Source organism: Photobacterium sanctipauli (genome assembly GCF_003026495.1).
GTDB lineage: Bacteria > Pseudomonadota > Gammaproteobacteria > Enterobacterales > Vibrionaceae > Photobacterium > Photobacterium sanctipauli.
Genome location: NZ_PYMA01000005.1, coordinates 79,868 through 93,924 on the forward strand (window position 1 = coordinate 79,868; position 14,057 = coordinate 93,924).

Genomic DNA, 14,057 nt, shown 5'->3' on the forward strand with positions numbered 1-14,057 from the left:
AGTAACAGTGACAAATTAAAGATACCTCCTTGGGAAATGTCACGGGAAGTTTGGCGGACACTATGTGTCCGCTTTTTTTATGGTGAAGGAATGGAAACAACCTAGTTTCAGATTTAATCATTACACATCTCGCAGTCGCTCAAATTCAATAACATTCACCTTGATGCCAAGTGCTCTGATTTGAGCGATGATTTCATCGATATCTTGTGGATTACTCCATGTTCGACGTCCATAGTATGAGAAGCAATTCAGCTCTAAACCTTCAGGGTTTCGAGGCCATATATTAACAGTGCCACTTTTGCGATGAATGCGAATATCGTAGGTGTGGTGCCAAAAGAAACTTTCATGAGCAATGGCCTTTTCAAAGCCTGTCATTTTGAAAGCCATTAAGGCGAAAGCACCACCACCGATAAAGATAAGCGGACCAGCAATTAGCCCTGCAACCAAACAGAGTACGATACCAAAGTAGGCGGATACCCGAACTGCCTTGTACATGAATTCGGGGATGTTTTCTTCCTCGGTGTAGCGTACCCCGAAAGCGGTGAGTTGGTATTTGTAGGTTTTGGGTTCGTAAACGGTGTGTCGAAAATATAGAGCTAAAGCAACTCCGAACAAAGAGAAAAAAGTAAAGGCAAGCATGCTATCTTTTTTATCATATATAATGAATAAACTACCAAATGTTATGAACAATAATACTGAAAATAAACAGATATACTCTTCAGCCCGCCTGCGTTTGGGCGTACACCCCCATTGGTATATAGCCATAGCATCACAAAGCTGTTGCTTTTTTTGTCTGACGAGTTGTGCATGTGTTGTATTTAATGTCACGCTCATAATGAGGCCTGTAATTCAATTAGATTCTGCTGGTTAGCTGGTACCGTTGAGGCAATGATGAACCCTCCTTGTTTACTAGCTGATAATGTATAGTTAAAAAAAGGAATATCGGTATATTGTAGTGAGATAGTGATGTTGGCGTAGGCACTGGTATAGCTGATATCTACTTCAAAATAGCGTTGCTCTTGGTGGGTAACCCAACGTCCATTTAGTATGGTATTGGTTGTTTGTCCGCTGATAGTGAGGGCAAAGTTCATGCTGCTATCAGGTAGTTGGATCTGAATCGTTTTGTGAATGGAGTAGAGGCCTGGGCTGTTATAAACTGGTTGGCGAATGCACTGACGATTACTTTTAATAATTTTAGCTTGAGGTTGATAGATGATTTTCTGATATTCGGAAAGTTCTTTCTCTATCGACCAGTTTCGGTTTTCATTACCCCATAAACATCTAACTAACCACTTCTCGATTGGTGACTTTTTAATTATTGATAGCAATAAGGATGCAATTAAAACTACTAAACCACCCCAAAATAAGGCTGTTACCATCCATGGTGCTATTATTGCTGCAATAGAATATTGGCTTGAAGTATTAAATATTGTTATACCAAAGACGAGTATGTTGGCTCCTAAACCGCTTCCTTTTATTAGAAGTAAGGAACGTTCACTTAGACTATCGGTGTTTTTCCAATGCTCGAAAATATTAACAACTTCCCAGCCAGCAGCAATGAATCCAGTTATCGCCATTGTGTACATACCCGCTCTAAACGAAGTAAGTAGCTGCTTTTGAATTTGAGTTGTAGTTTCCAGCTTAATTGCTTCTCTAATGCTGTATTTTAGTAATGATGAATGTTCACTTTGCAGCTTCTTAAATGTTTGGCTCCTAACCACATCTCCAATCGAAGATAGCGCCCACATAAAGCCAATGGCGGCTTGCTCCATTGCTTGGCGTTGTACTTTGCTGTCGCTGGGTAATTTTTCAATTTCACTCATTAGGCCAAGGAAGTTAATGCTGTTAAGTATTGCGACCATTGCCCCTGTACCGCCCAAGTTGCCGTAGTGGGTGGCTAGTGTTGTTTTGCCATGTATGGCTTGGGCGGCGAGAGCTTGGGTATTTGTTTTGATAGCGGCACGAGTTTGCTTACTCACCTCATTGTTTTTGACGGCCATGAAAGATGGGTAATCAGCGATAACATTGATTAAGCTTTGCTTTGCTCGTCTGGATTGATGGGCGTGACTGTATATCACTGTTGGGGAGGTTGGTGATGTATGAACAGTACTAGTGACATCAAAAATGGCTTGGCGAAGTTTGGTATTAAAATTTTGCTGGCTGTTGCGGTAGTTTTTATCAAATTCAATGTGCTGGTCGTGTAAGCGACTTTCGAGAAAGAGGGTGCGAATGTCACTCAATAGCCCGGGTACCAGCCCGTTTGGTCGTTGTAACGGAGTTATAGAAACGACAATGTTGTGCCAACTTTCACTGACGTTTTGACGTACTGCCTGGCGAAGGGCCAGTAGGGTATTCTGTACTGGTTCCGTAAGTGCTTTGAACCAACGGCTATCAGTAATTTCTTTATGTTCGAATAAGACTTCAAAATCGCTGATGCGATTAACCAAACTTGCCCAATCGCTAACGCCAGTAAAAATGCTGTTATCGACAGTGTCTTTATCGAGGGCTGATTTAAGGTGTTGGCTGCCTCCGAATGGGGCGAGGGCAAGCAGATTATCGTCTCGTTGAAGCAGGCGACTAAGCTTTGTTCGCTCATTTTCACTGTGCATAGCTTGAAGGAGGGAGGAGCAAATTTCACTCATCAAGTTAAGGTATAGGCTGATACCCATAGGTGTTTCGATATCTAGCCATAAGCGCATCGGATCGCCACCAAATTGGCTGACGGCTTGGGTTAATACATCGGCCCAAAGCTGAATTTTGGCCTCAGATTTTGCCATCTGGCTTTCGATTTTTGCACTGAACTGATTCAGTTCATCCCAACGGATTTCATCATTAAAACGCCTTTTTTGGCTCCATTGTGCTTCATGGGCCGATGAGGGGGTGAAATCCCATTTTTCTTTCAGTAAGGCTTTACTCTCAAGTAGCTTTTGCTTTTTTAAGTAATCCAAAGAAACACTGAAATGGCCGCTACCTTGTTGTAACAGGGCATTTTCATGTTCTTGCCATGCGATGAGGTAGTTATGGAGGTCTTGTTCGAACTCAATGTAGTTCTCTTCATCAATTTTAAATGACCATTCACTTTCAGGTACTTGTACTCGGGCGATATTTCTTACAAGGTGCGCTATTTGCCATTGGTGGGCAGATGTTTCGTCAGCAGTAATGGCATGCTGTTCCAGTTGGGGAGCCATTAGGCCTAGAGTTAGATCTTGTAGATCTGCTAGTGGATCATCCAGTGCAACCACTAAAGCGATATCACTTTCTATATCACGCTTCCAATCATCAGGGCTAGTTGCAGGCTTTGCTCGGATTAAATCTGACTCGGTATTATCAACAGTATTGGTGGATGTGTTTTCTGTGAGTGGTGTTGAGCTATTACTGAAATCATGGACAGGGTTACCTTGCATATCAGCAACAGTGGTTGCCAGAGTATCAAGATCGCCGCAATGCGTACTATTGTTGCCATCGCAACGGACATTACGCATCCACCGGGCGCGAAGGGAGCGATTAGTCGTGATGGATTGCTTGATACGGTCTGTCCATTGCTGAAAAGAATAGGCCAGTTTTATGTTGTTGCCCTTGGGGTAACTGAGGCAGCTTTTACCTCCAATATTGCTACCTTCAACTTGGTACTCCTCAATTCGTTTGGTTGTGCTGTTATAGATATATAGCCAGCCATCTCTAAGTTGCCTTAGTGTGTAGGGGATTTGAGTGTTGAAGGGCCCCTTGGAAAAATTCCCCGTAGTGCGAGGCGCGAGTAGTTCAGTATCGTAGGCATATCGAACCGGAATGATAGAAACAAGCTCATTTTCGGATGGGAGAGGATTGTCTTGCTGAGTGGGTTTAGAGCGAATCGGCTTTTTACTTGGCTGCGATGATTCAGACGACGTGCCTGTATCAGATGGTGACAAGCTATTCGATGAGTGGGTGCTGTTTTCACTGCTAGTAACTTTAGAGGGAGTATCCTTTTTTGAATGCTTGTCTTTTCCATTGGCTGCTAGAGCGTCAACCCCGCCAGAAGCACTTTGTCCTTTGTTGCCAATGAAGACATTACCGCTACCTGCCACAATTTTACCTTTGTGTGAAGAACCGTCGCCCATACGGGCAGCTGGCTTGCCGTTAATGAACACAGACGATGAGCCTTCAGTAATTGTGTCCATGGGGCCGACGCAAACTAGGTTGTCTCCCTTCTTGGCTGCAGGTAAGCCGTTGATGAAGACATTGGATGATCCGGAGATGGCAGGCCCACCTACATGGGGGACTTTTGAGGTTTTTCTTGGGCAAACATGATTATCACCAAGCCGTGCCGCAGGCTTTGCCATGACTCTGATCTCCTATTAGTGACTCGTCGCCATTCTAATCAGGGGATGTTTGGTTACAAAATGCACATTATTGAAAGGGTACGACAACTGCGAGTGATGTCGGATGTTCTTGCAACTTATTTGTATAGATTACTTTTTATCTTGGGCAAGCTAAAAAGCCTGCCACAATATATGACAGGCTTTGTTTATAGCAGACGGGTAACGGGGAACGGCTTAGCTGTAGTATTCCATGGCAGCAATGACAGCTTGCCCAGGCTGGATCGCAGCTTTATGGCGAAGCAGAACCGCTTCTAAAGCGGCGAGGGTGTGAAGGACCGCTTCTTGTCGCGCGTTATAGCCCATGGTGCCAATACGCCAGATTTTACCTTGTAGAGGCCCAAACGAAGTGCCAATTTCAATACCGAAGCGAAGTAGCAGCTCGCGGCGGATCTCTTCACCGTCAACGTTGTCAGGAATATAAACACCCACAACATTGTTCATTTTGTAAGCTTGGTTACCAAACAGTTGAAGCCCCATTGCTTTTAGGCCCGTTGCCAAAGCATCGCCAGCTTGTTTGTGGCGGGCGATAACATTCACGGCGCCTTCTTCAAGGTATAAACGGGCACATTCGCGTGCAGCGTACAGCATGGAGGTGGCTTCAGTGTGGTGATTAAGTCGCTCTTCTCCCCAATAATCCAAAATCATGGGTAGGTCGAAGTAGTTAGATTGGATCATTGGCTCGACACCGTCTTCATGGTGGTCGGCTCGAATGCCTTTTTCAACATGTTTACGTTTATTGATCTGCTTAACGAATTCGTCGCTTAAAGAAATGGGTGCACTTCCTGATGGGCCACCTAGGCATTTTTGTAGGCCAACAGAAACAGCATCAAGTTGCCATTCATCAATTTTTAGTTCATTACCCGCAACCGATGCTGTTGCATCACAGTAGAAGAGTACGCCGTGTCGCTTACAGATTTCGCCAATCTCTGCTAACGGTTGATTCATGGTGGTTGACGTGTCGCCTTGAACGGTGGCGAGAAGCTTAGGCTGAATGCGCTTAATTTCTTGCTCGATTAACGCTGGATCGCATACTTCACCCCACTCGACGTCGATGGTGTAGATCTCTGCGCCTGTACGATGGGCAATTTCGCAAAGTAAATGACCAAAACGGCCCATGACTGGTACAAGTACCTTATCACCCGGTTTGATGATAGAAACCAAAACGGCTTCGATGCCTGCACGGGCAGTACCATCAATGAGCAGTGTCGCTTCGTTATTGGTTTCAAATACTTGCTGATATAAACGTTGTGTTTGCTTCATATAACCCGTCATAACCGGGTCATATTGGCCGATAAGTTGGTTAGAGATCGCCTGAAGAACGCGAGGATAGGCGTTGATAGGGCCTGGTCCCATCAGCAGTCGCTGAGGTGGATTTAGAACTTCAAATAATTCCATGCTTGTTTGTCTCCTTGACGATGCAAATTGATCACAATGGTAAAGGTTCTGGCTGAACGGCAGTTGTCTTTATCATTGAAAATTTAATGAGGCTATATGCAATGTATGCTCTATAGGCGCTAAAATAGGTTGGCATTGCTATCGAGTGTAATTGAGAGAAAAAGAGAAATAAATAGATATATATGCAATTATTGACGGTGAACAATTTATAAAAATAGTTTTAATAAAGTCGGGGAGATCATTAAATTTGATGTGTTATTAAATAAATGGTTAGGCTATAACTGTCATTATTAGCATCGATTATTTATAGCCTTGCGTATTCGACAAAATATAAGCATTTATTGTCAATGATAAGTTAGGTGTGTTTATATGATGTTTGTTGATTATATTGAGGTGGTAAATAAAAAGCCAAACCATCGGTGGAGCGCGACGGCTTGGCTTTAGGGTATTTAGATTAACGTCTGAGGTTTAGATTTCGACGTCGCGGTTACAGTCTTTTGAATAGATATAGCTGAATGATTCATCACGGCCGACAGCGTAACAAGCTTGCGGTGAATAGGCTGCCATGAATAAGTAATCACCTTTCTTAACTGGGATCCAATTGTTATCAAAATTGTAGACCCCTTCGCCACTGAGTACATAGGCACCGTGCTCTTGAACATGAGTTTCGATGTAACCATGACACGCACCCGGCTTGAAGGTCAGGATGTGGAAGTTCATATCAAAGCCAAGGGTTTTTGGTAGCAAATCTTCTACGATAACGTCGGTCATTCCTTCATAATGTACCTTCTCAAGGTTGTCGATATGATTAACGACGACGTGTGCCTGATGGCCCGCCACAGGTTGGTATTTACGTTTATAAAGAAATGCTTGGCTGTCATTACCTTGGTTGTCATTTTCAAAGTAAAGCGTCACACCACTAGGGCAGTAGATATAGCCACCTGCCGTCAGGGTGTGTTTTTTCCCCTCGGCTTCGACAACAACTTGCCCTTTGGTAATGTACATAAAGCATTCAATTTCACCACCGCCAAAGCCAACGTTATTATTACCACCATTGTGTAGCGTCACTAGGTAGTCAACAAAACTTGCACCGAGTTTTGGCGATGCAAGAATAGTAACATCACACTGTTCAAAGCCAGGAATGACATTATTTACTAAGCCATCGTGAGGAATAATTGCAAAGTTATCTTTCTTAATCACAGCACGGGTTGAAAGCAGGTCATTCACGTAGCCTGTATTTTGGTTTAAGTACCCCATGTGGAGCTCCTATAAATTTGGTGTGAAGGCCCGTTAGATAGCGAGCCAAATAAAGAGAATATTAGAGTTAACTGACCTTAGTTAGGCTGTTTTAAGCTCAGGTGTTTTTTTTCTATTAATGGCAAAGAATACGCATGTACCAACAATGATGAAAAATGCTGATAGATAAAAGCTCATTACTTTTGAACCTGTCATATCGGAAATAAAACCCGTTAGATAAGGTGTAATGACCGCAGAGCTCATGCCAAAGAAATTAAAGAGACTAAATGTTGTTCCGTAACCACTTTTTGAAACGTTATCAGCTACAAACGAGATAATGATGGGCTCTACAGCAAGCTTACCGAGCAAGCCGTAAAGCATTAGGCTCACCATTAAGATAGTCGTGTTTGGTGCCAGTACGGTTAGGACCAAGGTCACGGCAGCTGCTAGCTCAAGCGAGATAATAAATTTCACTTTTTTGTCGCGATATTTATCGGACATGCGGCTGAAGTAGAGCGCACCGGGTATGGCGGCAATCGCCACAAGTGCAGAGGCAAAGCCAATTGCGAACCCTTCAAAGCCACGTTCTAGCTGTAAGTATGAAGGCAACCAGGTCACAATCATGTAGTAGCCATAGTTTGTAGCAAAGTACATGATGTAAGCCGATATCATTACCGGGCTAAACAGTACCGATCTTTGGTTCGTAGGTGTTTTAGCTTGTTGCGGTTCTTGCTTGGGTACAGGTTCTTTATTTTTTAGGATAAGTGCATACAAGCCAATAATGACAGCGAGCAATGCCACTATAAAGAACAACAGGTAATGCCATTCAACACCAACATTTTTGACTAGATAGCTTGAACCAATAAGACCAAATGCCATACCAAAGGCTGCGCCACTATTAATAATGGCGGTGGCAATGCCACGGTATTGCAAGGGCACGTGCTCTGACGAAAGTGAGTAGGCAGAGCTGAAAAACGACCCACACCCTAAGCCTGCAAACAGGGATCCGATGTAAATCATTGTTAGGCCATCAGCGTTACCCACCAGGAAGGCACCAACTAGAAAGCAACTAAACCCTGGTATCAATACCTTTCTTTGTCCAACCCTGTCGACCATGATGCCCGCTGGGATTTGGGCACAGGTATAGGCAAGGAAGTAAAGACTCGCAATTAAGCCGATTTCAGCATCAGACGCACCACCGAGTGAAGCCTGAATTTCAGGATAGATCGGCGTTAAAACGGTTCGATAAATCCAGATTGCTATCCAGCCAAGGGAAAGTACAACAACAATCTTTTTCCAGTATGGAATCGCCTCGGCTAAGGTGTCTGATTGGGGCGGTAAATCTTTTGACATACTGATGCCTCCTATTCGACGTATGCAAGACGATAAAGAACGTCAGCGAGTGCTTTCACACCAACAGTCAGATCTTCTGTTTTGGTCTTTTCTGCCGGGTTATGGCTAATGCCGTTGATACTTGGCGTAAAAATCATTGCTGTTGGTACATGAGGCGCAAACAATTGGGCGTCATGGCCCGCACCACTGTGCATTTTCTTAAAGTGCAGGTTACGTTCATCAAGCGTGGTACAAATCATATCTACCAACTCAGCATCCATTGGGATTGGGTCTTCGTCCATCCACAGGTCAATATTGGCTTCAATACCCATTTCTTGGCAGATACGATTTATGTCTTGTTCCAGTTCCTCGGTGAAATCGACTAGCTGTTTTCTATCGGTGTGGCGGCAGTCAATGGTAAATTCTGTCTCGCCAGGTACCACATTGACCGTGTTTGGTTTTGGTGTGACCTTACCGTAAGTTAGAACCAATGGATCGCCCACTTTTTGTGCTTTTTCAATCGACTCATGGCAGATCTTACTGAAGGCATACATGGTGTCTTTGCGGTAGCCCATCGGTGTAGTTCCTGCGTGATTGGCTTCGCCTTTAAGGGTTACCGTGTAACGACGCTGTCCAACAATACTACTCACCACGCCCAGCGGGTATTTTTCAATTTCTAACACCGCGCCTTGCTCTATATGAAGCTCAACGAATGCTTTGATGTCATTACGTCCTTGCTGCTTTGCTTTGAAATCAAAGTTGCACTGGCGCATGGCATCGACAAACTTGATGCCATCTTTATCAACAATGTCTGAAACAGCGTCGTTATCGGCAAGGCCAAGAATATTCTTGCTGCCCCAGAACACAGTAGGGAAGCGGCTGCCTTCTTCTTCAGCCAATGAAACAACTTCTAACGTGCGCAGTGGCTGACCGTAAGTATCCTGTAGGTATTTAATGGCTAGATAAGCAGCGACAATACCAAATTGGCCGTCAAGGTTGCCGCCGTTAACAACGCTATCAACGTGAGAGCCAGACATAATGACTTCATCAGGATAAAAACTCCCTTTCACTTGACCGAATACATTGCCGATTTCATCGGTGTAAGCACGCATTTGAGCTAGCTTAAATTTTTCTAGTAGTGCGTGTTGAGCTTCCAACCATTCATTAGAGTAAAGTAAACGGGTGATCCCACCTTCACAATCTGCACCAAACTTTGATAACCACTCGGAGGTGCTTTCGATTTCTTGATAAATTGTATCCACGATAAACTCCAAATTACTAATGGATAAAAATGATTGTGATATTTAACGGCGGGTGAAAGCCATTATTACTGCACTATTGGTATGCGAATAAATTATCACAATTAATTTGATGGCTTCATAGTAATCCAAATAAAATTCAGTTTTGTGATCTCACAAGTTAAAAAAATATTGTGTGAACTTATTTTATGTCTGCAAATCCATTGAATGAAATTTTTGAATAAATCATTAATAGCGACTTTAGATAAGAAATTATCGAAGAAATTAGCTAATTTAATAACCGTCAAGTGATTCAAGTCAATTTATTTAAGTAAATTAAATAATAACAATCCAATTTTAAAAATTCACATAATGGTCAAATGTTCCGCATTGATGCTGGAGTTTTAATTGTTTTGATATTGTTGCCATTAAGATAACAAGAGGTTTCAATGAAAAAGCGTATCGTATTAGCGTTAGGCGGTAATGCCTTATTAAAACGTGGTGAAGTCCTTTCTGTCGAGAATCAATATAAAAGCATTCACCTATTTGCTGAGCTTATTAATGATTTAGCAAAAGAATATAGTATTACCATTGTTCACGGTAATGGTCCCCAGGTGGGTTTGCTAGCCTTGCAGAATCTTGCATATAAAGAAGTACCTGCCTATCCATTGGATGTATTGGTGGCGGAAAGCCAAGGTATGATTGGCTATATGATTGCTCAGGCGCTAGAGCAGCAAGCAGGTATGAGCCCAGTAACGTGCCTAATGACACGTGTTTGTGTGGATGCGAACGACAGTGCCTTTGAGCAACCGAGTAAGTTTATCGGTCCAGTGTACCAAGTGGAGCAGATGAGCGAGCTGAAGGAGCAATATGGTTGGAATATGAAGGTGGATGGCGATTATATTCGTCGGGTTGTACCATCACCAAAACCTCAGCAAATTGTGGAGGCAAAAATCATTGATAGCTTGTTAACGAGTGACAGCGTGGTGATCTGCGCTGGTGGTGGTGGCGTGCCTGTGACCAGAAAAGAACATGGCTATCAGGGGGTTGAAGCTGTTATTGATAAGGATTCGGTATCTGCTTTGCTTGCCGAACAAATCGAAGCTGATCACTTATTGATCCTGACCGATGCAGATGCAGTGTATATCGACTGGGGAACAGAAAACCAACGTGCACTACGAGATGTAACCAGTGAAGAGTTGCAGCCATTTGCCCAACCTGATGGGGCAATGGGGCCAAAAGCAGAGGCTGTCATCAACTTTGTAGAAAGAACAAAAAATACGGCGTATATCGGGGCATTACAGGATGTAAAGGCAATATTGAAAGGGGAAAAAGGCACTTGTATTCGCCCTGTTGAAACCGCAGTGCCAGATAGCAAAACACTAAAAGAAAGCCTGGTTTATTAACCAGGCTTACTGAAACCCACTTGGCTAGTGAGTCATGTAGTCAAGGTGTTTACTGAAGCGTTGGATCGTCGGGTGGTTCTCTTCGAACAAGTCGATGATCCATTGCGTGACGTGCCCTTTAGAGTCGGTACGCCAGCCCAGTGAAAGCGGTGAGGGTGTTCGATTCCACTGCACTTGCCGTTCAACCAAAGCCCCTTGCTCTATATAGTCATGGCAGAGCTTTGTCGGTAAAAAACCAATACCGCTTCCGTTCATATGGCAAGCCACTTTCGTCATTAAATCAGGTACTTTTATCTCTTTTTGATCCCGCAATAACCAGCCTGTACGTTTATTGATTTTCTGCGAGGTATCTTCAATATTGATCGCAGGGTATTGGCGTAGCTGACTTTCTGATAACGTCCCTTCTTTTGAGGTAAGCGGGTGATCCGGCGAGGTGACAAACGACCAATTAATACTGCCAAGGTAATTCATAATCACTTGGTTATCGATGGTGTCTCTACCCGGTACGCCAATAGCAAAGTGATAGTCCTGATTTAGCAGCGCATCCCAGACTCCCATATAAACAGCCTGAGTAATGTTGATTTGGGTAAATGGGAATTTCTCATTAAGCAGCAAAATTAGCCCTGACACGGCTTCTTGGTCATAGACTAAGTTATTGATAACGATATTTACCTGACGCTCAATGCCGCTCTCGATCTGCTTGAGCTCTTTGGGCATGGTTTCAATCCAATCAAGCCACTTTTGGCATTGTTCCAGCAAATGCTCGCCAGCTGGGGTTAGGTGGACACTCCGTGTTGTACGGGTAAATAGGGGGGTGCCCATATCATCTTCTAACACTTTAATACGGTAGCTGATAGCCGCTGGCGTTTTGTGCAGCACTTCAGCAGCTTTAGAAAAGTTGCTGTACTTAGCCACTTTCATAAAAGAACGTATTGTTTCCCTGTCTAACATGTTTACCACCGTATTCGGTTTATTTTGTAAGTTTTTATTGGCAGCAATACAGTATATTGTAATGAATAAAAAAAAATTGATCTCAGATAATTTCTAAGGGTGTATGAAAATGTGGACTGTGAGCAATGTCTTAAAATAGATATATTCATTGTGATAGAGGAGTTTGGTTTTCCAACGTTCATGTTGGTTTTTTGCTGTATAAATAAATGTGATCATATTCACGTTTACCTCTATCAAATTTTATTTAAGAATTCCTATTTGATAGATGAAATGTCTGTGACAATAAATCCGGTGTGATTTGCTTCAACATTCTAATCGTCATAGTCATTAATATATATTCCAAAGTTATTTACCGCATATAACTCTTAAGTTCATAGCGATAAATATTTCGTATGGGAATGCTTATTTTATATTGATGTATTTTAGCGACTGGGCTGAGCGGAAGTATATTAGAGCTAATAAAGGTGGCAATTAATGATACAAGCATTTATTAAAAAAGGGAGCTTTCAAGACTCAGTCAGCTTAATGCTTATTTCACGGCAGTTAAGTGGCAGCGAGGGTGTTGATGAAGTTTCTGTGATGATGGGGACGCCAGCGAATAAGTCTATGCTAGATGCGACAGGGTTGTGGCATGACATGTTTGAACAAGCAACGCCAAATGATATCTGTGTTGCTATCCGCTGTAATGAGGATAACGACGCCATTTCAGCGCTGATTGCTGAGCAGCTGGATGAAGCATTGAATTCAATTGCGATGAACAAGTCGGGTGGTGAACGCTTGGTAACGGTTCGTCGCTGGCATACTGCACAGCAGAAACAACCCGATGCCAATCTCGCGCTGGTTTCTGTTGCCGGTGAATACGCGGCAGAGGTGGCTGAGCAAGCTTTAGACAGTGATGTTAACGTGATGATGTTTTCAGACAACGTTAGTGTTGAGCAAGAAGTGGCATTAAAGCAAAAAGCCCTGCAAAAAGGCTTAATCGTCATGGGCCCGGATTGCGGTACCGCCATGGTAAATGGTTCACCGTTGGCTTTCGCAAATAACTTACCTATAGGCAACATCGGTATTGTTGGGGCGTCAGGCACAGGTATTCAGGAGCTGGTGTCACAAATTGGATTGTTAGGCCAAGGTGTTAGCCATGCGCTGGGCTTAGGGGGACGTGACTTGTCAGAGGCAGTCGGTGGCGTGAGTGCGATTACTGCTCTGGAAATGCTTGCCAAAGACCCTGCCAGCGAAGTGATTGGTTTTGTTTCTAAGCCGCCAGCACCACAAGTTGCTGAAAAAGTCATTGCAACAATGAAGGCGCTAGGTAAGCCAGTTGTAGCACTGTTTTTGGGGCAGAAGCATGCCGAGCAGCGCGATGGCAATGTGTACTTTGCCAACAGCTTGGCAGAAGCTGGCCGTTTATCAGCTATGTTGGCAAAAGTACAACAGGCAGCAAAGGCGAGCAGTGTAGTACCGGGGCAGAAAATCCTTGGCTTGTATACCGGTGGTACCTTGGCTGCAGAAGCCGCGATGATCACGGCTGAACAGCTCGGGCTTGAGGTCGATGATGCTCACCACCAAGGCGTTATGCTTCACGCTGATGGTCACCAGATCATTGACTTGGGTGATGACCATTACACGCTTGGCCGACCACACCCAATGATTGATCCAACAACACGTACCATTGAAATTGAAAGCCGAGCAGCAGATTTGAACGTCGGTGTACTGCTGGTTGATGTGGTACTTGGATACGGCGCCACACAAGACCCAGCAGGGGCAGTGGTTGAAGCCGTTGACAAAGTGCGAAACCAACGTGGTGATTGCCCGTTGAATGTGATTGCGACAGTGACAGGAACTGAAACAGACCCGCAAGCACGTTCTGAGCAAATCGATGCGTTATTGGCGGCTAATATCCGAGTGATGGATAACCTTGAAGAAGCCGTATTACTTGCGGAGCAGCTCATTTCAGCTTCTGCGGAATCACAAGTTCAGCAAATGCCCGCTTTGTTAGAGGGACTAAAAGTTATCAATATTGGCTTACGTAGCTTTGCCGAAGATCTTCAATCAACCGACACTCCAGTTGTTCATTACCAATGGTCGCCTATTGCGGGTGGCAATAAGAAGCTGGCTAGCCTATTAAAACAAATGCAGTAGGG

At 43.8% G+C, this 14,057-nt stretch carries 9 protein-coding genes; 2 read left to right on the plus strand and 7 right to left on the minus strand.

What is annotated here, in order from left to right; genetic code table 11:
* Window positions 1-120 precede the first annotated feature (120 nt).
* From C9I98_RS10215 to allC, 6 genes are all read right to left on the minus strand, one after another.
* Window positions 121-834, minus strand: a complete 714-nt coding sequence (locus C9I98_RS10215; protein WP_146153875.1) for a hypothetical protein — start codon at window positions 832-834, stop codon at window positions 121-123.
* Window positions 831-4,319, minus strand: a complete 3,489-nt coding sequence (locus C9I98_RS10220; RefSeq protein ID WP_107271939.1) for a PAAR domain-containing protein — start codon at window positions 4,317-4,319, stop codon at window positions 831-833. Before C9I98_RS10220 ends, C9I98_RS10215 begins: the two co-directional genes overlap by 4 nt.
* A 213-nt stretch (window positions 4,320-4,532) precedes the next feature.
* Window positions 4,533-5,753, minus strand: a complete 1,221-nt coding sequence (locus C9I98_RS10225; protein WP_036825821.1) for a pyridoxal-phosphate-dependent aminotransferase family protein — start codon at window positions 5,751-5,753, stop codon at window positions 4,533-4,535.
* A 468-nt stretch (window positions 5,754-6,221) separates the two neighbouring features.
* Window positions 6,222-7,010, minus strand: a complete 789-nt coding sequence (gene allE, locus C9I98_RS10230) for a (S)-ureidoglycine aminohydrolase (RefSeq protein ID WP_036826983.1) — start codon at window positions 7,008-7,010, stop codon at window positions 6,222-6,224.
* Between the two features lie 81 nt (window positions 7,011-7,091).
* Window positions 7,092-8,342, minus strand: coding sequence for an MFS transporter (locus C9I98_RS10235; protein ID WP_107271940.1), 1,251 nt, complete (start codon window positions 8,340-8,342; stop codon window positions 7,092-7,094).
* Window positions 8,343-8,353: 11 nt separating this feature from the next.
* Window positions 8,354-9,583, minus strand: a complete 1,230-nt coding sequence (gene allC, locus C9I98_RS10240; protein WP_107271941.1) for an allantoate deiminase — start codon at window positions 9,581-9,583, stop codon at window positions 8,354-8,356.
* A 425-nt stretch (window positions 9,584-10,008) separates the two neighbouring features.
* Between allC and C9I98_RS10245 the strand changes: the two genes are divergently transcribed.
* Window positions 10,009-10,965 (plus strand): carbamate kinase, encoded by a 957-nt coding sequence (locus C9I98_RS10245; RefSeq protein ID WP_051902306.1) that lies wholly within the window; start codon window positions 10,009-10,011, stop codon window positions 10,963-10,965.
* A gap of 24 nt (window positions 10,966-10,989) precedes the next feature.
* Here C9I98_RS10245 and allS read toward each other — a convergent pair whose 3' ends face one another.
* Window positions 10,990-11,916 carry an HTH-type transcriptional activator AllS gene (gene allS / locus C9I98_RS10250; RefSeq protein WP_036824640.1) on the minus strand — a complete coding sequence of 309 codons (927 nt, stop codon included), beginning with the start codon at window positions 11,914-11,916 and terminating at the stop codon, window positions 10,990-10,992.
* 474 nt (window positions 11,917-12,390) lie between these two features.
* On the opposite strand from allS, the gene fdrA reads away from it, so the two are divergent.
* Window positions 12,391-14,055, plus strand: a complete 1,665-nt coding sequence (fdrA, locus tag C9I98_RS10255; RefSeq protein WP_036818862.1) for an acyl-CoA synthetase FdrA — start codon at window positions 12,391-12,393, stop codon at window positions 14,053-14,055.
* Window positions 14,056-14,057: the final 2 nt, after the last annotated feature.

What these genes read in the sequence shown, in the direction of transcription:
- fdrA (WP_036818862.1), top strand. Translation starts at nt 12,391, where the DNA reads ATGATACAAGCATTTATTAAAAAAGGGAGCTTTCAAGACTCAGTCAGC.
- allS (WP_036824640.1), bottom strand. Translation starts at nt 11,916, where the DNA reads ATGTTAGACAGGGAAACAATACGTTCTTTTATGAAAGTGGCTAAGTAC.
- C9I98_RS10235 (WP_107271940.1), bottom strand. Translation starts at nt 8,342, where the DNA reads ATGTCAAAAGATTTACCGCCCCAATCAGACACCTTAGCCGAGGCGATT.
- C9I98_RS10215 (WP_146153875.1), bottom strand. Translation starts at nt 834, where the DNA reads ATGAGCGTGACATTAAATACAACACATGCACAACTCGTCAGACAAAAA.
- C9I98_RS10220 (WP_107271939.1), bottom strand. Translation starts at nt 4,319, where the DNA reads ATGGCAAAGCCTGCGGCACGGCTTGGTGATAATCATGTTTGCCCAAGA.
- C9I98_RS10245 (WP_051902306.1), top strand. Translation starts at nt 10,009, where the DNA reads ATGAAAAAGCGTATCGTATTAGCGTTAGGCGGTAATGCCTTATTAAAA.
- allE (WP_036826983.1), bottom strand. Translation starts at nt 7,010, where the DNA reads ATGGGGTACTTAAACCAAAATACAGGCTACGTGAATGACCTGCTTTCA.
- C9I98_RS10225 (WP_036825821.1), bottom strand. Translation starts at nt 5,753, where the DNA reads ATGGAATTATTTGAAGTTCTAAATCCACCTCAGCGACTGCTGATGGGA.